The organism is Methylomarinum sp. Ch1-1 (assembly GCF_030717995.2).
In the GTDB taxonomy this organism is placed as follows: domain Bacteria; phylum Pseudomonadota; class Gammaproteobacteria; order Methylococcales; family Methylomonadaceae; genus Methylomarinum; species Methylomarinum roseum.
In genome coordinates, this window is sequence record NZ_CP157743.1 from 3,875,552 (window position 1) to 3,897,195 (window position 21,644).

Here is a 21,644-nt window from a genome sequence, read left to right on the forward strand (position 1 = left end):
GCATACTGGTTGTAATGCTCATGTATTTTCCATGACGGACTTGAATCGTGCTTTTCAGGGGCAACGCCCTGACATTACGCGTCGTTCAACCACTTTTGCGCTTCGGCGGCGTCGGCCTGTTCGAAGTATCGGACCATCGCTTTTGTGAACGGCTTGCAGAAAATCGCCATGCAGTGCTGCCACTGCCGGTCTCCGACCATCGCCAGCCGGTCTATGTCGGCAAAGTGTTCGATGCCGAACTTGAAGTCCTCCCAAGCCGCACTGGCTTCCCAGCCGTGGAAATCGGTCATATCGAACAGTAGCCGCAACTTCCCGTGTTGCGAGACGAGCCGCTCGAACTCCGGCACAAAATGTTCGTAATCCGCTTTTACCAGCTTGCCGCTGACGTGTACGACCAGCAGCTTGCCGCCGTTTTCTTCGATGAGCTGTATAGGCATTTTGGACTCCTTTGAAACCATTTAGGTTATGACTTGACCGGCGGAGAGCCAGGCTTGGGTGATAATGAATGACATAAAAGGCGTGTTGTAAGTGGCTGAATTTATCATTTAGATCGTCAGCCACTTTCTCAACCTTGCTTCTCAAGCAGCTTGCGGATAACCTGCAATTCCTGCTGGCGCTTTGAGGAGGTTTCGGGGTAGCTCATGTTCAGCGCCTTAAAAGTATCGAGAACAATCTGGGAAATAATCAGCCGGGTGTTCCTCTTGTCGTCGGCTGGCACCACATACCAGGGCGCGTTTTTGGTACTCGTTGCACTCAGGCAAGCCTCGTAGGCTTGCATGTACTGTTTCCAGAAGCCCCTTTCCTCTATGTCGGCAACACTGAATTTCCAGTTTTTTTCCGGCTCGTCGATGCGATCCAGAAAGCGCTTGCGCTGCTCTTCCTCGGATAGGTGAAGGAAAAACTTGATGATGCGGGTGCCGTTGCGATAAAGATGATTCTCCAAGTCGACGATAGAACGGTATCGCTCCTTCCAGATGGTTTTTTTATTCAGCACTTCATCCGGCAAGCCTTGGCTGCACAGGATTTCCGGATGCACACGAGCGATCAACACCTCCTCATAATAGGATCGGTTAAAGATGCCGATGCGGCCGCGTTCCGGCAAACACTGGGAGGTGCGCCACAAAAAATCGTGATCCAGTTCCGTAGCGCTCGGATGTTTAAAGCTGAACACCTGGCAACCTTGTGGATTGACCCCGGACATGACATGCCGGATGGCGCCGTCCTTGCCGGCGGCGTCCATCGCCTGAAAAATCAGTAATACGGCATATCGGTTGGAGGCGTAGTGAAGACGTTGCAGCGTGCTTAGCTCATCTACGTGTTCTTCGAGAATTTTGTGGTACTTCTTCTTGGATTTGTAAACAGGTTCCACCCGCGTCGGCCACTGGTCGAGTTTGACCTTTTCGCCTTCCGGCACCTGGAAGTCTTTGACATTAATGTTCATCTTCTTGCCTTGTGTTTGCCTTACCTGTGACATGGACATAAACGGGTCGGGCACACCGAGTCATAAACTATTCTCAGTTGGTTTCTTTCCAGCAATTCCCACTTTGGCGTTCAAAAAGGGCATGGGGTGTGTTTGGCGAGGATGTCGGCAGCAAGGATGCTGCCGTCAAGCCCCCAGGGATGGGTTTACCCAGCACCTAAATTCCATGGCTACTGGACTATATTTTACATTCCAGCATAATTTAGGTGCTGGGTGAACGGCGCTCCTCGACAGACACATCCCATGCCCTAAACACAGCAAAAATGCTCAAACTGGGAATTGCTGCGCAGGTTCGTCTTGAACGCGTCCCGGGCCAGTGTCAAATCGCCCAGCGTCGTCGCCAGCGCCAGCGCCACGTTCGGTCCTAGATGCGGCGCAATTACCATGGCTCCGATGATGATCGTAACGCTGTTGTGGTATAGACCAACGGCGGCCACGATGGTGGACAATACCACCATCGTGAGATAGACCCGTGAACACGACGCGCCGTTTTTGATGTCCTCAAATAACTCCTCCCGGCTGATCCGTTCAGGCTGTTTTTCCTCGGTCGACGGTTGTTCTGGCGTGGCTGCCGACTCAGGCTCGGGGCGCGGCAATGTCGCTTCGACAGCCAGAATCACTACCCGGTTGCCCTCCGCATCGGCGTAGCGTTTCTCCAACAAATCCAGTACCGTTTCGCTTTGTTCCGCTTCCAACAAAATCCGTACCAGCACTTCCTCGTCAGATAAGCGGATCTGCCGGTGTTCGAGCAGCTTGTGCTCCTTAAGTAGCTCCAGAACTTCCTCGCCGTCCGACTCCGGTAATACCATCTCAATTAAACGTAGCGCCATAGTATGTTTACTCCTTCCACTGCCAGTTGCGGATTTCCGGCAGGTCCTGGCCATATTGATTGATGTACTGTCGGTGTTCTAACAGTTTATTCTGCAAAAGCTGCTTCAGGCTGATACCCTCGTTGCCGGTCTGCGGCAGGCGGTTGACGGCATCCATCGCCAAATGGAAGCGATCCAGATCGTTCAGCACCGTCATGTCGAAGGGCGTGGTGATAGTGCCTTCTTCCTTGTAGCCACGCACGTGAATGTTGTGGTGATTAGTGCGTCGATAGGTCAGCCGGTGAACCAGCCACGGGTAGGCATGGAAGGCGAAGATGACCGGTTTATCGGTGGTAAACAATGCATCGAAATCCGTGTCGCTTAAACCGTGCGGGTGTTCGCTTTGGGGTTGCAGCTTCATCAGGTCGACGACGTTGACCACCCGGATTTTCAGATCCGGCAGATACTGGCGCAGGATGGAAACGGCGGCGAGTGTCTCCAGCGTTGGCACGTCGCCGCAGCAAGCCATGACCACATCCGGCGCACCGTCAAAGTCGTTACCGGCCCAATGCCAGATGCCGATACCTGCGGCGCAGTGCTTGACGGCGGCAGCCATCGTCAGCCATTGCGGTGCCGGGTGTTTGCCCGCGATGACCACGTTGACGTAATGGCGGCTGCGCAGACAATGATCCATGACCGACAATAGACAATTCGCATCCGGCGGCAGGTAGACCCGAACGACCTCAGCCTTTTTGTTGACGACATGGTCGATGAAACCGGGATCTTGATGAGTAAAGCCATTGTGATCCTGCCGCCAAACGTGCGAGGCCAGCAGATAGTTCAGCGAGGCGATCTTCCGTCGCCAGGGCAGTTGCGAAGTCACCTTCAGCCATTTGGCGTGCTGGTTGAACATCGAATCGATGATATGAATGAAGGCCTCATAACAATTGAACACCCCATGCCGCCCGGTCAGCAAATAGCCCTCCAGCCAACCTTCGCATTGATGCTCGCTGAGCATTGAGTCCAACACGCGTCCGCTGGGTGCAAGAAATTCGTCGTTCGGCACTGTCGCGGCATCCCATTGGCGTTTGGTTACCTCAAACAGCGCTTCCAGACCGTTGGACAGTGTCTCGTCAGGACCGAACACCCGAAAGTTGGCTTGCTCGCTGTTCAGCTTTGCCACGTCGCGCAGGAAAGGCCCGAGCACATGCACATCGCCAATGCCAAGAATTCCCGGCTGCCTGACATTCTGCGCATAGTCTCGAAAATCCGGCATCAGCAGATCGCGCAGCAATTTGCCGCCATTGGCGTGCGGATTCGCGCCCATGCGGCGTGCGCTCTTGGGCGCCAGTTCGGCGATTTCCGGTTTCAGGCGGCCCCGTTCATCGAACAGTTCTTCGGGCCGGTAGCTTTTAAGCCAGTCCTCCAACAGTTTTAGATGTTCAGGTTTGGCATTCGGATGCAGCGGCACCTGGTGGGCGTGGAAGGTGCCTTCGACCTGCACACCATCAACCTTCTTCGGTCCCGTCCAGCCTTTAGGTGACACCAGCACGATCATCGGCCAGCGTGGCCGCGTCAGATTGCCGTTGACTCGGGCGTCGTGGTGGATATGCTTGATCTGCTCCACCACCGTGTCGAGGGTTGCGGCCATGGCTTGATGCATGGCTTCAGGTTCGAATCCCTCGACAAAGTATGGCATCCAGCCGCAACCGCGCAGAAACTGTTCCAATTCCTCTCGAGAAATACGGGCCAGCAGCGTTGGGTTGGAGATTTTATAGCCGTTGAGATGCAGAATAGGCAGCACTACACCATCGTTGACCGGATTGAGAAATTTGTTGGAATGCCAAGCTGTGGCCAGTGGCCCCGTTTCCGCCTCGCCATCGCCCACCACGCAGGCGACAATCAGATCGGGATTGTCGAACACCGCACCGAAGGAATGGCTGAGCGAATAGCCCAGTTCACCACCCTCGTGGATCGATCCGGGACATTCCGGCGAGGCATGGCTGGGTATGCCACCGGGAAACGAAAACTGTAGAAATAGCTTCTGTAGTCCTGCTTCGTCCTGACTGATGTGAGGATAAATCTCGCTGTAGGTGCCTTCAAGATAAGTATTGGCTACCACGGCCGGGCCGCCGTGGCCGGGGCCGGACACGTAAATCATGTCGAGGTCATATTTTTTGATGACCCTGTTCAAATGCGCATAAATAAAATTCTGGCCGGGAGTCGTGCCCCAATGGCCCAGCAGCATATGTTTGACATCCGCCAGCGTCAGCGGCCGCTTCAATAGCGGATTATCGAACAGATAGATTTGGCCGACCGACAGATAGTTGGCAGCACGCCAGTAAGCATCTATCGTGGAGAGCTGTTCGGGGGCAAGTGTGGCGGTTTTCATGACTAATGATCCTAATTGAGGGACGATTGCGTACCGCTGTCACGCGGAGTTAGCGCCATGGCTGAGGTGCTCAAGCCGAAGGCAGCCAATTGCGCGCAGGTAAAGGTGTAATCGGTGTGATGAATGCCGTTCATGCCCAACTCTTCCGCGATCCGGACAAACATCGGCGTGTTGTCTATAAAGACTACTTGCCGAGCAGGCTGCTGGACGATGTCTAGCGCCAGCTGAAAAATGACCTCATCGGGCTTACGCAAATGCACAAAACAAGACGAGATAAACGCATCAACCCAGTCACTAAGCTTGAACTGTTGGATACGATAGGCATTGAGTTCCCGCGCCTCGTTGCTGACGACAACGATCTTCAAACCGTACTTTGCCTTGAGTGTGCGAAGCAATTCGATCATGTCGGGAAAGGGATGTGACTGTGCGAACATGAATGCCCGGAACTGATCCACTGAGAAGGATCGCTGCTCATGAAAAATGATCCGGTCAGATAGCGGTCTAGGCTCAACTTACCCTCTTCGTAAGTGGCGAAATTCAGCTGATGCCGCTCCTCCATCTCCGCCCAATCCAGTTTGAAGTGACTCGCAGCCTGTTTGCGGGTCAGATGATCCCAACCGTTGGTCAGTAAAACACCGCCGATATCGATACATAAGCAGGTGATTGCTGAGGGTGTATCCATCTGTTTTTTCCTCCGCCGATTGGATTATCCCATCCGGTATCGGCGTCTTATAACGATTTAACGATGCCGTCGTAAAAATCAAAATGACGGGTTTCATTGCATTCTACCCATCCTACCTTTTACGACACCCTCCGGAACGACGGTGTTTTGAATGGGGTATCCATTTAGGCTGAACTCGGGAAGTTATTGCTAACCAGATCCTTAGTCGGCAGTCACTTCATGCACATTGGCCTCTTCGGCACTGTTTTGCATCAGAATATCCTTGGCCTTTGCCACTTCCTGCAGGGTTCCGTGAACAATGAGAATAAATTTGTCGGCCTTCAGTGCGGTTTCGTAGCGAATGACACTGTCATTCGGAATACCAATGCTGGCAAGCGCGCCGCCGAGAGCGGTGAGACCGCCGGTAATAACCGATATTTCAAGTGCGCCGATGATGTAGCTTAACCAAAGGGCCTCCGACCATGACCGGACCAATTCCCGGAATATTGATCATTCGCTGAGTTCAACAGCGAACAGCAGGATCATCCCTGGGTCGCTATCTAGGAGATTACTATGGCTTTAACCAGTAAGCCTGTCTGTTCGTTAACGCACATTGGTTTTGACTACGCGACGTTTAGGGTTGCCAATCTGTTTAATCGGCTTCGTGGCAAGCCAATGTTTCAAAGCGGTTTGACACGTCAGCGCAGCGCACATTGATTAAGGAAAAATGGCCCGTTCATCTCACAAGCGCTTGGGATCAAAATGTACAAGCCGGAAACCCAGTTGCTGCAGATAGCTGACAATTTCGTCGAGATGTTGGTAGGTGGTGGGACGGCTATCGTGGAATATTAATACGCAGGGGTAAGGCTTGCTCCATGCGGCCAGAATGGTTTGAGTCTTTTGCTTAATCCCTTCGACCGTCATACCCGGTATTGTATCGCCTACCGACTCCCCCATAACGATCTGATAACCTAATCGGACTGCTGTTTCACGCACAGATGTGTTGAGAATAAAATATGGCGGTCGAAATAGCCGTATGTTTGATTCGCCTAAAACCCGTTTAGAAATGGCTTCCCACTCGGTAAATTCGCCAAGCACGGCCTCCGGCGTATCCAGCCAAGGCCATCGGAACCATGCGTGATGCGTCGAATGATTACCGATAACATGCCCGGCCAGCTTGATTCGTCGGGCAATATCCGGGTATTTTGCGATACTGCCCTTGTCGGTCCAAAATTCGTAGGGTGCGTAATAAATCCGCCGTTGCCAAAATTCATCGGGCGCATCGGCCAACAAAAAAAAACCGGCTTTTATCGGTGTGCCATCAATGGCCTTGAGTGTGGCCAAGATAGCCAGCACTCGCTCGGTTTTATCGGGCAGCGGCCCATCATCAAAGCTAAGCATAAACTCGGCACTTTCCGTCGAGGCTTGTCCACGCGGATAGCTGGCATCAAACCCGGTCATGCAACCTGTCATAAGGCTGGCAAGCACGGGAACAAGCCAAATAATCGCCTTCAGGGTTACCCTGGTTTTAAAAGTTTCGTTCAATTCAGTATCTTCCTCGCTCATTTTTTAGGCCATCACATAAAGCCCCGCACACAACATAACCCGGAAACCGTTGAAAATCATCATCGACGTTTAATAAAAAGAGCAGTTAAGCATCGAAAAATCCCGTTCGTCCTGAGCTTGTCGAAGGGCGAGCGGGATTTTTCAAACACCCTGCGGGTGATTATGTTGTAGGCCGTCCATGCTTCGACTTTGCTCAGCACGAACGGCCTACGACGCGCGCTAACTGCTCTTTTTAATAGTGCCGGACCTCGACACCGATAGGGCTTGGCTCAATCGGTGCCTCACGCTCACAGAACAGGCTTTCGTCAGTCTGTGCGATAGCGTACAGACTGACGAAAGACACTACTGTAGTTTGCTACCTGAGTAGATGCCCTCGGCAAGATGATCTTCAACTTTGCGTGAGGCGGTATTGGCTGGCATGAAGGAAACGTAATGCCGGCGCTGCCACGGTGAAAGCCGAGATAGCAAAAAGGCCACACCCTACTCCTTACCGTGTTAAACGATCTGAGTCTTTTTCTGAAAGTAGCAGTCGGTATTTATACGGTCATGGCAAACAAGAGCAGACAAGGGTGGACGCTAGTATCTTTTTCTTCTTCCAAGGAGAAAAGTAATGCGCCCAAACCTTGTCTACGAACCATTCAATAACAATGGGCAATTAAACTCATTAAATATCTAATTTTTTGGAGAACGGCAATGACTTGGGATCAAATTAAAGACCAATCGGTAGCGCCAAAAGAGCAAGTAGGGGTGAATTGGAAAGTCGATCGAAGCAATACACTCGACCGAGCCACAGGGCAAAAGCGAGTGCCCATGAGAACATTCCTGGCACTTGGCATGATGGGACTTGTAGTCGTTCTCAATGGGTGCATGATCGTCGATTCGCCGATCAAAGGTGTTTTGGGAACCGAGGTTATATGGGGCGACATAGCGACCAGTGAATCCTCCACCCCCGCCGGTACCTTGAAGGAGGGAAAAGCCTGCGCGGAATCCATTCTGGGCTTGCTGGCGCGCGGCGACGCCAGTGTCCGTGCGGCAAAGGAAAATGGCAACATCAAAGAGGTCACTTCGGTAGATCACTCGGCGAGAAACTTGCTCAACGTTGTCGGCGAATGGTGCACCATAGTGAGAGGCCGCTAAGCACCGTGTTCCTGATTCACGAGTTAGCAACTAAATGCGGGGTGGTAGGCGACAGACCCGGCAGATCTGTGCTATGTAGGACTGGCGGCGGTTCACTGAATTTGGCTGCGTTTCCACCGCTCCGCATCGTCCGACCAATGTGTACCCAATTCAAATCAAAATTCATGAAGCAACAGGCCGGCTACCGCGTGAACGATATGCCCCTATTAACTTACGCGACTCTCGGATGCTGGTCGGCCGTTAACATTTTCGAGATTGCGACACTATGAAACAGGCCTGGCTAGAATTGCCGGAGCGGAGCAATCTGTTCTGGTTAAATACCATCAACTGGATCTCCCTGCGGCTCGGGCGATGGCTATCCTGCCTGCTGCTATACCCGATCACAGCCTATTTCGTTATATTCTCATTCCGTACCCGCGCCGCCTCCCGTGCCTATCTGCGGCGTGTTTTGGGCCGTGAATGCGGCTGGACCGAGGTATTTCGACATTACCATACCTTCGCCAACACGCTATTGGATAGGCTCTACATCTTTGCCGGGCAAGACCAGCAACTCGACATCAGTATGAACGGTGTGGAGATATTGGATAGTTACGTGCGCTCGGGGCGCGGTTGCCTGCTGGTAGGCGCCCATCTCGGCAGCTTCGAGATTGCTCGGGCGGTGGGAGTTCTAGGGAGCGGATATCGTATCAAGGCTCTGGTTTACGGAGAGGGTACGCCTCGCATTACCGAGATGTACCGGAAACTGAACCCGTCGCTGTTCAAAGATATAATCTACATGGGCAGCGGGACGGAATCCTTGGTTGGACTCGACCAGCATGCGCGTCAAGGTGGCATTATCGCACTACTTGGAGACCGCAGTGTGCGCGCCAGCAAACGGATTCGCTGCGAATTTTTTGGCGAACAGGCTTGGTTCCCCGAGGCGCCAGCCCTTTTATCGCGCATTCTCGACATCCCGCTAGTTTTGTTCTTTTGCCTGCACCTAGGCAATGGGCGCTACGAGATCAGATTCGAACATCTGGCCGATCCGCCGCACGTCGGACGATACCGGCGTGCGGCTGCCGTCCATGACATCATGCAGCGCTATGCCAACCGCTTAGAACATTACTGCAAACTGGCACCTTATAACTGGTTCAATTTTTATGATTTCTGGCAGTCGGACGAATAGGATCTTGGCTAACTAAGGATACTTTCCATGGCTCTGGATGCCGGCATGACGACATTTGCGCATAATGCCGACTGAGTGAATTGGGTAGATGGCATGAACGAACGAGACGAATACGCATTGGTGATTCCTGCCTACAATGAAGCTGCCACCATCCGTAAGGTGGTACTGGCTGCCCTACGGCATCTCGGCAGGGTAATTGTAGTTGACGACGGCTCCAGCGATGGCACGTCGGAACAAGTCTCGGATTTGCCGGTAACGCTACTGCATCATCCCGAGAATCTGGGCAAGGCGGCGAGTTTGTTCAATGGCATGCAAACGGCATTACAACTCGGTGCAAAGGGCGTCGTGACAATGGATGCAGACGGTCAGCACGATCCGGCCGATATTCCAAGGTTATTAATGGCAGCGGATGCTCACCCAGACCGACTGGTGATCGGCTCGCGCCTGTGGAACCGTGAGGTGATACCAATTGCCCGCTACCGCGCCAACCGTTTCGCCAACTTCTGGATCGCCTGGGCTTCGGGCCAGACAGTTGAAGATAGTCAGTCGGGATTCCGGGTGTATCCGGCGCAACTTTTCAGGCACTGCCGGTTCAAACCCAGCCGTGAACGGAGCTTCGTTTTCGAAAGCGAAATCATCATTGAAGCCGCTCGGCACGGATTTCTATGCGCCTTTGTGCCGGTTCAGACGACGTATCCCGAAAATGCCCGGCTCAGTCATTTCCGCCCAGTGAAGGACATTGCTCGTATCACCCGCATGGTGGCATGGCGTCTTTTTATTCGCGGTTTTTTTCTGCCTGGCTTATGGCGAAGCCTGAGTAGGAATCAAAGCCTAAAGCTGGGAAAATATTAGGATGTAGTGGTTTAATAAAAACAGCCCGCGCATTAGCGGTGCGACAGGCATGGTAGTCAGCAAGTTAGTGAAAGTCCAGCCATTGCCCTGTGAGAAGGGAAAATGTAGGCGAAGGCAAGGGTGCCCAAAGAAACGCGGTATTGCTTCCCAAGGGGGCTGACGGTAATGCAGAGCCAATGCGGAATCTGACAGATATTTGCTCCTGCAACAGGAAAATGAACAGGAAAATGGGGACAGATTTATTTATTGGCCTGATTTTCTCCAAAAATAAATCCGTCCCCTTTTCCCGTCCCCTTTTCCCACTCAGAATTGGCTCATGGTTCTACTGTTTCGTCCTGCAATGGCGCTGAAAACTTGACTATGGGTAAGCCGCTGGATCATCTGTCATCGGGAGTAAATTTCGAAGTAGAATATTCCCTTATCGCTGAGGCGCAAAAAAATAAATCTGTCCCCTTTTCCATTCTGGATCGCCTGGGCTTCGGGCCAGACAGTTGAAGATAGTCAGTCGGGATTCCGGGTGTATCCGGCGCAACTTTTGGCTCTCTAGGATTTCCCGTGGTAACCCCAATATCTAGTGTTCCGCAAACAAGGTCCGGCGTCCCTGCACATCGAGCCAAATATGCTGAAACAATCGGCTCAGGTTATAAATACCGTAGCAGCGGCGCTTGATCACTTTGATTTTATTATTCAACCCTTCAACAAACCCGCTGGTTTCACGCCGAATAAAATAGTTGGTGATGTGATCACGCCAGTTGTTTAGTGTGGTGACAAAAGACGTGAAACAATCCAATCCCAATTCCGTAATTCTGTCCAGCCACTGCGTTAACGCCTGTTCGGCCTGCGCTTTGGTCAGGTTCTGTTCAAAGAGACCGGTTAGGACTTCACGTTGAACATAGACCTCTTTCAGTACCGGTGCCTGCCGGAATAACGACAATAAAACGATTTGCTGTTCTTCGGTCAAGCGATTCCAAGGCTTTCGAAACGCCCACATGGCGCCTTTCAGTTGAGCATACTCCGATTCCGGTAAGGTTTGTTTCAGTTGCTTCATTTCGGCTTTGCGCGCTTTATCGGCACAGTCACGATAATGTTTGGCGACATGAAAGCGGTCTACCACAACCTGAGCGTTGGGTAGGGTTTCTTGAGCGGCATTACAGTAACCTTCGTTCATATCGATGCAGACACGACGGATGCTTTGGCATTGCCGAGGCGGCAGTGTCTTTAAAAAGGCCTTGACGGTTTCTTTTTTGCGATCCGGTAACACCGCCAAGAGATACTTTTCACGTTGCGCCGTCAGTCCGGACACGATGACGACAAAATCCTTATGGCCTTTCTTCAAGGCAATTTCATCAATTCCAATCAACTCTAAATCGGGCACTGTCGACCAGTCCACTTGGCGCTGAATATGCCGATCGAGGATGCCTTCAATACAACCGATGCTGAGATGCCGTTTCAGGCTGACGTCACTGAGCGTGCTATTGACCAACTCGCGTAAAATCCAATTCTCATAGGCTTTGGTATGCGGACTCTTGGGATCGTACCACTCGCAACGTTGCGTTGTCGTTGGCCCTTTGTCACAGTAGGGACATTGAAAACGCTTCGGCCGGATGCGAATCCAGACCGGTCGGTCAAAAATCGGCAGATGCCGTAGCGTAATCGCTTTGTCGTAACCGTGAAATTTGTCGATCGTCCGTCCGCAGTGACGACATACCGCCGTATCACGGGTACTGACAACAGTGATCACCAGACCCTTATCGGTTTGTTCGTATTTTTCGACGCTAACATTGGGCAAGTCTAACGGTATTTGTATCTGCGGTTGATTCATTGGCATTCAAAAAAAAGTCGTGTCGTTCTGGTATTTTACAAGAGGCTCCGGTTGCGGTCTTCTAACATACTATATGTTGTGGTCTCCCACGGGAAATCCGGAAGAGCCCAACTTTTCAGGCACTGCCGGTTCAAACCCAGCCGTGAACAGAGCTTCGTTTTCGAAAGCGAAATCATCATTGAAGCCGCTCGGCACGGATTTCTATGCGCCTTTGTGCCGGTTCAGACGACGTATCCCGAAAATGCCCGGCTCAGTCATTTCCGCCCAGTGAAGGACATTGCTCGTATCACCCGCATGGTGGCATGGCGTCTTTTTATTCGCGGTTTTTTTCTGCCTGGCTTATGGCGAAGCCTGAGTAGGAATCAAAGCCTAAAGCTGGGAAAATATTAGCAAAGTATTGATGGGTGATGTGTTTTAAGAAGTAAATGTTTTAAGGGCTCTGATAATCCTCTAGCCAGCCTCCTCCAGCGCCGGTGCGTTACACTGGCGTTTGAGGAAAAACAAGAGGAGACTGACATGGCATTTTACTGCGGAATCGATTTGCATTCAAACAACCACGTTGTGGTCGTGATTGACGAGAACGACCAACGACTTGAAGAGCGGCGTATCGGTAATGATGTATCTCTAACCTTGTCGCTATTGGCGCCCTACCAGGACCGGCTAGTGGCTATTGCCGTTGAATCGACGTTTAACTGGTATTGGTTAGTGGATGGTTTACAGGCAGCAGGCTTCCGGGTTGAGCTAGTTAACCCGGCCGGGATCAAGCAATATGAAGGCTTAAAGTACACAGATGATCGTTAATGACGCTTTCTGGCTAGCCCATTTAATGCGCTTAGGGTTATTGAAAACCGGTTACATTTATCCGCGTGAACAACGAGCGATTCGGGATTTGTTACGACGACGTATGCAACTGGTCAGAACCGGTAGTCGTCAATTGATCTGTGTACTTCGCCAGATCTGGCGAAGTACCGGTATGCGGGTGAGTTGCAATCAGTTGAAGAAACCGGACGTGACCTTAGAGCTGCCTGATGAGGCCACGCAGTCATATCGCCCCCGCAAAGCGGGGGGGCTTGACGGTTGTTAGCAGCCCCAAGGGCTGCCAGTGTCAAAGTTGGTTAGCCCAATTAAAACTCACCGTTTTCATCAGTGCCCTTTCCTTCCAATTGTTCTTGATTTCGAATGTACTTGCGTATTTGCCCTTCTTCAAAACCAACTGTCGAAACCGCATATCCTCTTGCCCAAAAACTTTCGCCATTAAAGTTTGTCTTCCTGCCTGAAAATTGTCGGGCCACAGCTATCGCACTCTTTTGATGTAGCCTACTACTTCAGCCACCGAATATTTGGGTGGAATCTGAATCAACATATGCACGTGACCTTGAACCATATACCCTTCCAGAATTTTGCTTCGTCGCTGTTGCGCTAATTCATGAAACACTGGACCTAAAAATTTCCGAATCTTCCCATACAACACTTTTTTACGATACTTGGGTACAAATACCATATGATATTTGCAGTCCCATTTTGAATGACTTAAGCTTTCGTAAGACATGTAATTCTCCTCTTTTTATGGACCGCCAAGCCCTGAGGAGAAATTTACATGTCATTTAAAACTGAATCTTAAGGCAGAGCCTTGATAGTCTCACTGGTCAAACCAGTGGCTTACCTATCAACGAGTTAGCCTTGGACAGTCATTTACGGGTTTACCATGCGATTGCTCAGGAAATCGGCCAATTGGAGCAAAAAGTGATGGCACAGATCAAACCAAAAGCTGAGTACGACATTCTGACCAGTATGACCGGCGTCGGACCGATTCTGGGGACAACGATCCTACTGGAAACCGGCGATATCACCCGATTTAAACAAGTAGGCCACTATGCGTCTTATTGTCGTTGCGTTAAAAGTGAGAAAACCAGCAATGGGCGTAGGCAATGCGAAAAGCGGCAATAAATACTTGTCCTGGGCGTTCTCCGAAGCGGCGCATTTTGCGGTTCGCTACGAGCCTTTGGCGAAACGGTTTTACGAACGCAAACAGCGCCGTACCAATGGTATTGTAGCCATTCGGTCGGTGGCGCATAAACTGGCCAGAGCAGCTTATTACATGCTAAGAGATCAAACACGGTTTGATGCGACACGGTTGTTTGCCAGTTGAGTTCGGCGGCTGCGGTAAGCCAGGTATTGGGGTTGGTGAAACCATGAGACTCTGATTGGATGCCGCAGTCCGCCATCGATTGACATCATTCGTCCGAACCGCGAACCACACTGGGTTGGACTGTTGAACAAACAGAACCATGAGATCTGTGATAAACATTTTGGACACGGTTCGGAACCAAGGTTTTTGTGGGGCGCTAAGGCGCCAGGGATGTTGAATGAATCGGTTGACTACGCCGACATCAACGACCTTGATCCAGATGGGTGACCGGTGCGGATGATTCATCCGACACCTGAGAAGAGAAATAAAGGGTGCGAATGCGATGCAACTGATGGCGTTATAGGGATGCTGCCTGAAAAAGCGTAGCATCGGGGACGGGTAATCAGGATAACGGTATTGAAAAAACCTATGGACGTGTGGACGCGTCCTTCGGAACGGCTCGAGCTAAAGCCGTGTGGATAAGCCGTGGACAACGTCCGTGTTGCCCACCGTTTATCCACACTCTCGGGCCTCGCGACCACGACGACCACAGGTTCAATAACAAAGTTTTATTAAAACGATACCGAAAAAATCCAATATTTGCCCGAGGAATTTTTTGGCTTATTGACACCGGCTGGCTAATGGGTGACCCCTTTACTTCTGCTCTTAATTGAAAACAACGGGCTCAAGAAGCTACAAGCGCTCTGTGCCGTGATGCGAAAATTGTTGCACGCCATCCATGGCATGTTGAAAACCAATAAGGAATTTGATGGAGCTCGTTTTTATTCGATGCCTGCCGATTCCGCTAACTGAGTTTTTAAGGTTTTTTGCAAAAGATGACTTGTGTTTTAAGAGAGTATCTACGAGCTTTGTTAATCTTCGTCCGAAATATCCTTGATATTTTCCTTGAGATCACCAAAGCCCTTGCGAACTTTGCCGACGTTCTTTTGGACATTGCCTTCGATCTCCATCTCCTTGTCATCCAGTATGACGCCGGCGGCTTCCTTGACTTTTCCTTTGGCTTCTTCAATACGGCCTTTTACTTGATCTTTGTTCATATGCTTCTCCTGGTGTGTTAGCCATGACCCATTGGCCATACCCAAAGCGAGAAAAGGTATTTTCTATCGCTCAAATGAAACGGTACGCACAAAAATAGACAGGGTCGATGCGGCAGCGCACATAGCCCACGAACTAGTGAGTTAGGCATTTTCGCCGTTTTTCTAGCTCGAGAAACGGTTTCGGTTAAGTTGCCTCGTCAATTCACCAAGAGCCACATTATGTTCGATAGCGTACCGACGACAACTGATGCGTGGGTTAAAGTTTGGTTGGGTTTGGGAAACACCACAGAGTCTCCAGATTCAAACCCTAAATTTACCGAATCTTTTTAACCCGTTGGAGGATAGTATGAAAAAAATAATTCCCATCCTAGCCGTGTCTTTTCTGAGTGCGGCAACAAGTCCAATCTGGGCGGCTGATGACATCCAGGAGAAAAAACAAGAGCTTCTCAAAAAACAACAAGAAGTCAAGGAAATGCAGACCGAAATCAGGCAAGACAGCAAAAAGGCAACGGACCTCCGCGCCCATGAGGCCAACAAGGCCATGCAACAAGTGAGCAGGGCCAGCAAGATTACCGGCACCCAGGTGAAAAACACTATTGGAGACAGCCTCGGCGACATCATTGACTTGGTGCTCGACCCAGAAAGTGGCCAAGTGGTCTATGCCGTTGTTTCCTTCGGTGGTGTATTCGGCGTGGGTGACAAGCTGTTTGCCATTCCCTGGAGGGCCCTGCATTGGGCAAGTGATAAAGAGCATTACGTCCTAGATCTGGATAAGGAAACCCTAAAAAATGCACCGGGTTTCGATCAGAAACATTGGCCGGAAAATTCCGAGAAATGGGAAGAACAAGGCCAGGCCCTCGGCCAGTTTTATCGTGTGACGCCTTAACAGGGTATAGAAGGATTCAGACTCTGACGTCAATGCTGTAGACTTAAGAGCCTGAATCCCTTCGCTGATCCATCTACTACTGCCACGTTTTCTGAGCTCGGCCATTTTTAGCGTTTCTCGTTTTTTTGCCAAGCGCTTTCACGGCTTAGGATATGGTTACAAATAACTCGTTGATAGGTAAGCCACTGGTTTGACCAGTGACACTATCAAGGCTCTGCCTTAAGATTCAGTTTTAAAAAGACATGTAAATTTCTCCTCAGGGCTTGGCGGTCCATAAAAAGAGGAGAATTACATGTCTTACGAAAGCTTAAGTCATTCAAAATGGGACTGCAAATATCATATGGTATTTCAATAATTTGGACACATTTACGCCGCAATTGCCCCATAATCACTGAATTCGTCAAACACTTGGGCTATTTTTTAGGAAAATGGGGACATAGGAAAATGAAAAAGAAAATGGGGACAGATTTATTTATCGGCCTGATTTTCTCCAAAAATAAATCTGTCCCCTTTTCCCACGTGTCCCCTTTTCCCACGCACTCAGAATTGGCTCATGGTTCTACTGTTTCGTCCTGCAATGGCGCTGAAAACTTGACTATGGGTAAGCCGCTGGATCATCTGTCATCGGGAGTAAATTTCGAAGAAGAATATCCCCTTATCGCTGAGGCGCCAAAAAATAAATCTGTCCCCTTTTCCACTTATCGCTGAGGCGCCAAAAAATAAATCTGTCCCCTTTTCCAGTCCCCTTTTCCAAAGGCAATGGCGATGGCTTGGGCAATGCCCTTGATACCGGTCAGTAATTCAAAACCACGCTTGAGTTCCGGATGCGCCTCAATCAAAGCCATTTCATTTCTGGCGATTTAAGGTTTGCCGGAAATGCTCCCGCTTATTCCGGCCTACATGGCTGAAAATTACCTTACGGGGAAGCGTGTTCCTGAAACGGGTCTTTCAGAATGTGGGCTAGGCGAGCTAAGGAGGCTTCGATCTCTGCTCTATCGTGCGCTGAATTGATGGATCCCCGGGCCGTAGTGGTCATCAAATCCGCTTGTTTACTCAATGCTTGCCGGCGCCGCGTGGTAGTGGTCTGGCCGGCTATGATTTCCAGCGATTGCAGCAGGTGTGTCAGAACCGCGACATTACCTTCGGCATTCTGCCGAATTTGGTCAAAAGCTTCGGCCAGCAGACTATCGAAACTCGGGCATCGGGCAATCACGCGCAGTTTCCCCTGATCCAGAATGAATGAGCTGGCAATACGCCGAGCCGAGAGCCTTGCCAAGATCGCCGTCAGGTAATCCACGCACATCACCGCCGTTGTAGTGTCGTTGATGCCGGGTGACAGTGCTTTCAAGGCAATATCCACTATTTGCCGAATGCCAAAAACGGCGTCCTGTTCCACCGAGCGCTGTCGACCGATGAGGTAGGCCGCGTTCAGCTTGGCCGTCATGTCGTCGTCCACTCCGTCCGAGCCAGACGCGGAGACTAGCGGTGCGCCCTCGATGGCAAACTCGCCTATGCCGCGCTCCATCCGAAGAATGGTTCCTCTGTCCCGAGCCAGTGTCAGAAGCGCATTCCGGTCGATAGTTTCGATGTAACCGGTCTGTTGCGCAGGAATAGCAGACCAAGTCCGCTCTGCAAGAAACATAGCCATGTCTCCATCGCCCTCTTCGTCCGCCGCTCCATCGGTGTTTTCACCCAGTTCCTGGGGAAATAGATGATCCACGGCGACGATAGCATCCTGTGCAACCGCGGCAAGAATGCTCGACGCTTGGATAGACATCGAAATGTGGTGAATGAAGTGGATTAAAAAGGCAATCCCGACGAACGCGAGGATCAAGCCGGCCAGCACCGCCAGCGCAGGGACGAACGTTCCCTCGTCCCCCCCTCGGATGGTTCTGAGCACCACAAGGCAATACGCGAAGATGCCGACGAACACGCCGAGCACCCATTGGTTAATACGGTCGCGCATAAAGTTCCGAAGAACCCGGGACGTGTACTGACTGGATGTCAGCGCGAGGGCAACAATGGTAATTGAAAACACCACTCCGGCCACCGTGATCATCGAACTGGCAACGGTCGTCAACAGACCGCGGGCACCGGCCGCACCGGCGCCGAAGAACAGCGGCCACCTCTTGACAATTTGCGGATCGACCAGCGTGTCCGCTGTAATCAGGACGATGGCAAGCGCCACGGCATCCAGAACAAGCACTGCCGGTACAAACCAGAAGCTAGACCGTATCTGCTGCCACCAATGGTATAGTTTCGTTTTCACTCTAAGATGCCTTTCTGTTAGGGTTTAAGGATTTCGCCGAATCGGAGGATCGTTTTGCCGCCAGCGGCGCCGCACCAGTTTCACCAGTTCCAGAATAAATAAGGGGATGGCGCCCAGCGCGAAAAGCAGGAGACAGTCGGTAAACGGCAGGTATGAAGTCTTCAGGAAGCGGCCCAGCATTTCGTTATGCTGACTCAGCACTTGCAGACCGAACGAAACGGCGATCACCACGACCAGGTTGAGGTTGGTGAAAAGGGAAATACGCCAGACCGGTTTGGTTTCGCTACGGGCGCCAAAGGCTCGCAACAGCTCGGCGAAGACCAGCACGGCGAAAGCATAGGTCCGTGCGATTTCCGTGGTTTCCGTCTTCAGGATATAGAAGTAAACCGCGAATGCCACACTGGCCGTAAGCAAGCCCGTAAAACCCATGGTGCGGAGAAAGTTAGCGGTGGTAATGCGCTCGGAACGGGCGCGCGGTTGGCGCTGCATTACGTCGGGATCGATGGGGTCGGTGGCCAGGCATAGGGCGGGCAAGCCATCGGTGACCAGATTGATCCACAGCAGGTGTATGGGCAGCAGGGGCGTCGGCAGACCCACGACCACGCAAACCGTCATCAGTAACAGCTCGCCGGTGTTGCCCGCCAGCAGGTATTGCAGGGTCTTACGGATATTGTCGTAGATGCCGCGCCCCTCTTCGACGGCGGCGACGATGGAAGCGAAGTTGTCATCGGTGATGATCATGTCCGCCGCCTGTTTGGTGACTTCCGTGCCGGCTTTGCCCATGGCGATGCCGATGTCGGCGCCCTTGATGGCCGGCGCATCGTTGACGCCGTCGCCGGTCATCGCCACCACCGCATCGTTGGCTTTCCAGGCGCGGATGATGCGCAATTTGTGTTCGGCGGTGACGCGGGCGTACACGGCGATTTCGGCTATACGCTGCTGCAGCTCTTCATCAGACAGCTTGTCCAATTCGATACCCGCGACCGCTGTGTTATCGTCGGTGGCAATGCCGATTTCCCGAGCAATCGCGGTCGCGGTGTGCGGATGATCTCCGGTAATCATCACCACGCGGATGCCGGCTGCGCGACATTTGCCGACGGCATCCTTGGCTTCCTGGCGCGGCGGATCAACCATGCCCGACAGGCCCACGAACACCAGATCCTGTTCAACGGCGTCGGCGACGAGCTCGGCGGATGAGTCGTTGTCCAGATCGCGATAAGCCGAACCGAGCACGCGCAGGGCTTGCTGGGCCATCGCGGTATTTTGCGCCACAATGGCTTGACGATCCTGGTCCGTCAGTGGACGGACACCGGCGCTGGTATAGAGTTTTGTACAGCGCTGCAACAGCACATCCGGCGCGCCATTGATGAAGGCGCGACATTGGCCATCCGGCAGTTTGCGGACCACCGTGCTCAGTTTACGATCGGAATCGAACGGTATTTCATGCTGTTTGGGCATCTCTCGCTCGATGCGTTCCCGGTCGCCGCCCGCTTTAGTCCCGCCCACTAATAACGCACCTTCGGTGGGGTCGCCCACGACTTGCCAGCTGCCTTTTTCCTGGGAAAGATGAGCGTTATTACACCCGAGTATGACCGTCGCCAGTTCAAGCAATGGCGCCTCGTGTTCCACGTCGATCTGCTTGCCGTCGATCAGCACTTCGCCTTCCGGCCCGTAACCTTCGCCGCTGACCTGATAACGCTGCCCGGCCACGAAAAGCGCGCGCACGGTCATTTGGCCCACCGTCAAGGTGCCGGTCTTGTCGGTGCAGATCACGCTAGTCGAACCCAGGGTCTCGACGGCGGACAATTTGCGCATCAGCGCATGGCGGCGGGACATGCGCACCACGCCAAGCGACAGCGCCACCGTGACCACGGCCGGCAACCCTTCCGGCACCGCTGCCACGGCAAGGCTCACCGAGGTCATGAATAACTCGAACAGCTCCGTGCCGCGCAGCAAGCCTAGGCCGAACAATAGCGCGACAACGCCCAGCGCCGTCCAGACCAGTATCTGTCCGAACGACTCAAGCTTTTTCTCCAGCGGGGTCTGTTCCTCCTCACCCGCTTCTGCAATCAAACCGGCGATACGGCCCAACTCGGTCTGCATCGCCGTGGCGACAACCACGGCAAGACCGGTACCCGCCGCGACGCTGGTACCCATGAACACCATATTGTCGCGGTCGGCCAGCGGGACGTCGATCTGTTCCAAAGTCTCGGAATGTTTGGTTTGCGCTAACGATTCGCCGGTCAGCGTCGCTTCGATGCATCTGAGCGAGGCGGCCTCCAGCAGCCGGGCATCGGCGGCGATCAGGTCGCCGGCTTCCAATGCCAGAATGTCGCCGGTAACGATTCCGGAGGCTGGAATCGACATGACTTTTCCATCGCGCCACACCTTGGCCTGGGGCGCGGTCATTTTCTTGAGCGCCGCGATGGACTTCTCGGCGTTGAACTCTTGGTAGAAGCCGATGACGGCGTTGAGGGCGACAATGGCGAGGATGGCGCCGGCATCCATCATTTCGCCCAGCAGGCCAGAGACGACACCCGCCACAATCAGTATCCAGATGATCAGGCTCTTGAACTGGTCGAGGAAAATCTGTAGCGGGCTGATGCGCTTGCCTTCCTTCAGCACGTTCGGGCCGTTGGCGGTAAGTCGAAGGGCCGCTTCTTGTGCCGACAGTCCTGTCGCTGAGGAATCGAGCTGTGCCAGCGTTTCCTCGACGGACAGCCTGTGCCAGGCTTGGGTTTTTGGCGGTTGTTCGGCGAGGGCGGGCGGTGGATTCATGTTAGGCAACCTTACCTAAACCATTGCAGCCGTTTGCGAAATTCTAACAATTTCTTCAGCAATATCCGCAGGTGAAAGCACAAAATCGATATACCCGCTTGCAATTGCGCTCTCAGGCATATCAGGTTGTTTGGCGGTATCCAGTTTCTGTGCGATGGTAATACCCCCGGCTTGTTTTATCTGGGACAGCGCTGCGGCACCATCTCCATCATAGCCAGAGACAATGATAGCGATCAATTTACCGTCCCAATTTTCTGCCAGAGAACGAAGAAATACCGTAATCACGTCCGGCCATCCTCGCGGTTTTGAGATCGGTTTTAAATGGAATTCTCCATCAAGAATATGCAAATCACGCTTTTCCGGAATGATGAACACATGGTTGGGTACGATATCTAATTTCTCCTTGATCAGTTCAACCGGCATCTGGGTGTACCGCGGGAGAATTTCGTGCAGCAGGGTGGATACGGTTCTCAGGTGATTGACAATGACAATCGCAATACCCAAATCGGGCGGCAGACTCTGTAGTAATTGTCTATAGGCGTCGAGGCCGCCGGCCGAACCACCCACGCAAACGACAGGAAAATCTTTTGCACACGCATTAGCTTTCATTGACAATTTCTCCATTGCTATGTGACAGGTCT

Annotated in this window: 22 protein-coding genes and 1 pseudogene; 8 read left to right on the top strand and 15 right to left on the bottom strand. The window is 52.2% G+C overall.

Going from position 1 to position 21,644, the window contains the following annotated elements; all coding sequences use genetic code 11:
* Positions 1-74: 74 nt before the first annotated feature.
* The 8 genes from Q9L42_RS17695 to Q9L42_RS17730 form a co-directional block, all read right to left on the bottom strand.
* Positions 75-437 carry an STAS/SEC14 domain-containing protein gene (locus tag Q9L42_RS17695; RefSeq protein WP_305907104.1) on the bottom strand — a complete coding sequence of 121 codons (363 nt, stop codon included), beginning with the start codon at positions 435-437 and terminating at the stop codon, positions 75-77.
* Between the two features lie 128 nt (positions 438-565).
* Positions 566-1,441 (bottom strand): ADP-polyphosphate phosphotransferase, encoded by an 876-nt coding sequence (locus Q9L42_RS17700; RefSeq protein ID WP_349431523.1) that lies wholly within the window; start codon positions 1,439-1,441, stop codon positions 566-568.
* A 287-nt stretch (positions 1,442-1,728) separates the two neighbouring features.
* Positions 1,729-2,310, bottom strand: coding sequence for a DUF389 domain-containing protein (locus Q9L42_RS17705; protein WP_349431524.1), 582 nt, complete (start codon positions 2,308-2,310; stop codon positions 1,729-1,731).
* Positions 2,311-2,317: 7 nt separating this feature from the next.
* Positions 2,318-4,681 (bottom strand): phosphoketolase family protein, encoded by a 2,364-nt coding sequence (locus Q9L42_RS17710; RefSeq protein WP_305907102.1) that lies wholly within the window; start codon positions 4,679-4,681, stop codon positions 2,318-2,320.
* Positions 4,682-4,692: 11 nt separating this feature from the next.
* On the bottom strand, positions 4,693-5,085 hold the full coding sequence (locus Q9L42_RS17715; protein ID WP_305907101.1) for an HAD family hydrolase: 393 nt from the start codon (positions 5,083-5,085) through the stop codon (positions 4,693-4,695).
* Complete coding sequence (locus Q9L42_RS17720) at positions 5,082-5,363, bottom strand: hypothetical protein (protein WP_305907100.1); 282 nt, start codon at positions 5,361-5,363, stop codon at positions 5,082-5,084. The genes Q9L42_RS17715 and Q9L42_RS17720 overlap by 4 nt, the downstream gene beginning before the upstream one ends.
* Before the next feature lie 201 nt (positions 5,364-5,564).
* A complete protein-coding gene (locus Q9L42_RS17725; RefSeq protein WP_305907099.1) occupies positions 5,565-5,837 on the bottom strand; it encodes a hypothetical protein in 273 nt (90 codons plus the stop codon).
* Between the two features lie 246 nt (positions 5,838-6,083).
* The gene (locus Q9L42_RS17730) at positions 6,084-6,908 is read right to left on the bottom strand and encodes a polysaccharide deacetylase family protein (protein WP_349431525.1); all 825 of its coding nucleotides are present in this window, start codon (positions 6,906-6,908) and stop codon (positions 6,084-6,086) included.
* A gap of 693 nt (positions 6,909-7,601) precedes the next feature.
* Here Q9L42_RS17730 and Q9L42_RS17735 point away from each other — a divergent pair.
* The 3 genes from Q9L42_RS17735 (at position 7,602) to Q9L42_RS17745 (ending at position 10,062) form a co-directional block, all read left to right on the top strand.
* Positions 7,602-8,045: a TRL-like family protein gene (locus tag Q9L42_RS17735; protein WP_305907096.1), complete on the top strand. Its 444-nt coding sequence runs from the start codon at positions 7,602-7,604 to the stop codon at positions 8,043-8,045.
* A gap of 265 nt (positions 8,046-8,310) precedes the next feature.
* Complete coding sequence (locus Q9L42_RS17740) at positions 8,311-9,210, top strand: lipid A biosynthesis acyltransferase (protein ID WP_305907095.1); 900 nt, start codon at positions 8,311-8,313, stop codon at positions 9,208-9,210.
* A 93-nt stretch (positions 9,211-9,303) separates the two neighbouring features.
* Entirely contained in the window at positions 9,304-10,062 is a 759-nt protein-coding gene (locus Q9L42_RS17745) for a glycosyltransferase family 2 protein (protein WP_349431526.1), read from the top strand.
* 571 nt (positions 10,063-10,633) lie between these two features.
* Here Q9L42_RS17745 and Q9L42_RS17750 read toward each other — a convergent pair.
* Positions 10,634-11,884, bottom strand: a complete 1,251-nt coding sequence (locus Q9L42_RS17750; RefSeq protein WP_349431527.1) for an ISL3 family transposase — start codon at positions 11,882-11,884, stop codon at positions 10,634-10,636.
* Between the two features lie 516 nt (positions 11,885-12,400).
* Here Q9L42_RS17750 and Q9L42_RS17755 point away from each other — a divergent pair.
* Positions 12,401-12,685 carry an IS110 family transposase gene (locus tag Q9L42_RS17755; RefSeq protein ID WP_305907091.1) on the top strand — a complete coding sequence of 95 codons (285 nt, stop codon included), beginning with the start codon at positions 12,401-12,403 and terminating at the stop codon, positions 12,683-12,685.
* Positions 12,686-13,008: 323 nt separating this feature from the next.
* Here the strand turns inward: Q9L42_RS17755 and tnpA are convergent.
* Positions 13,009-13,433, bottom strand: a pseudogene (gene tnpA, locus Q9L42_RS17760) (IS200/IS605 family transposase).
* Positions 13,434-13,564: 131 nt separating this feature from the next.
* Here tnpA and Q9L42_RS17765 point away from each other — a divergent pair.
* Entirely contained in the window at positions 13,565-13,831 is a 267-nt protein-coding gene (locus Q9L42_RS17765) for a transposase (protein WP_305907090.1), read from the top strand.
* Entirely contained in the window at positions 13,758-14,033 is a 276-nt protein-coding gene (locus Q9L42_RS17770; RefSeq protein ID WP_349431528.1) for a hypothetical protein, read from the top strand. Before Q9L42_RS17765 ends, Q9L42_RS17770 begins: the two co-directional genes overlap by 74 nt.
* An 851-nt stretch (positions 14,034-14,884) precedes the next feature.
* Here the strand turns inward: Q9L42_RS17770 and Q9L42_RS17775 are convergent.
* On the bottom strand, positions 14,885-15,070 hold the full coding sequence (locus Q9L42_RS17775; RefSeq protein ID WP_305907088.1) for a CsbD family protein: 186 nt from the start codon (positions 15,068-15,070) through the stop codon (positions 14,885-14,887).
* A gap of 346 nt (positions 15,071-15,416) precedes the next feature.
* On the opposite strand from Q9L42_RS17775, the gene Q9L42_RS17780 reads away from it, so the two are divergent.
* On the top strand, positions 15,417-15,956 hold the full coding sequence (locus tag Q9L42_RS17780; protein WP_305907087.1) for a PRC-barrel domain-containing protein: 540 nt from the start codon (positions 15,417-15,419) through the stop codon (positions 15,954-15,956).
* Positions 15,957-16,400: 444 nt separating this feature from the next.
* Positions 16,401-16,664 (top strand): hypothetical protein, encoded by a 264-nt coding sequence (locus Q9L42_RS17785; RefSeq protein ID WP_305907086.1) that lies wholly within the window; start codon positions 16,401-16,403, stop codon positions 16,662-16,664.
* On the opposite strand, the gene Q9L42_RS17790 is transcribed toward Q9L42_RS17785, so the two are convergent.
* The 4 genes from Q9L42_RS17790 to Q9L42_RS17805 form a co-directional block, all read right to left on the bottom strand.
* On the bottom strand, positions 16,655-16,801 hold the full coding sequence (locus Q9L42_RS17790) for a hypothetical protein (RefSeq protein ID WP_305907085.1): 147 nt from the start codon (positions 16,799-16,801) through the stop codon (positions 16,655-16,657). The two genes, Q9L42_RS17785 and Q9L42_RS17790, sit on opposite strands and share 10 nt — an antisense overlap.
* 71 nt (positions 16,802-16,872) lie before the next feature.
* Positions 16,873-18,225, bottom strand: a complete 1,353-nt coding sequence (locus Q9L42_RS17795) for a DUF2254 domain-containing protein (protein WP_349431529.1) — start codon at positions 18,223-18,225, stop codon at positions 16,873-16,875.
* Positions 18,226-18,249: 24 nt separating this feature from the next.
* Entirely contained in the window at positions 18,250-21,003 is a 2,754-nt protein-coding gene (locus Q9L42_RS17800) for a cation-translocating P-type ATPase (protein WP_305907082.1), read from the bottom strand.
* A gap of 15 nt (positions 21,004-21,018) precedes the next feature.
* Complete coding sequence (locus tag Q9L42_RS17805; RefSeq protein WP_305907081.1) at positions 21,019-21,612, bottom strand: chemotaxis protein CheB; 594 nt, start codon at positions 21,610-21,612, stop codon at positions 21,019-21,021.
* Positions 21,613-21,644 lie beyond the last annotated feature (32 nt).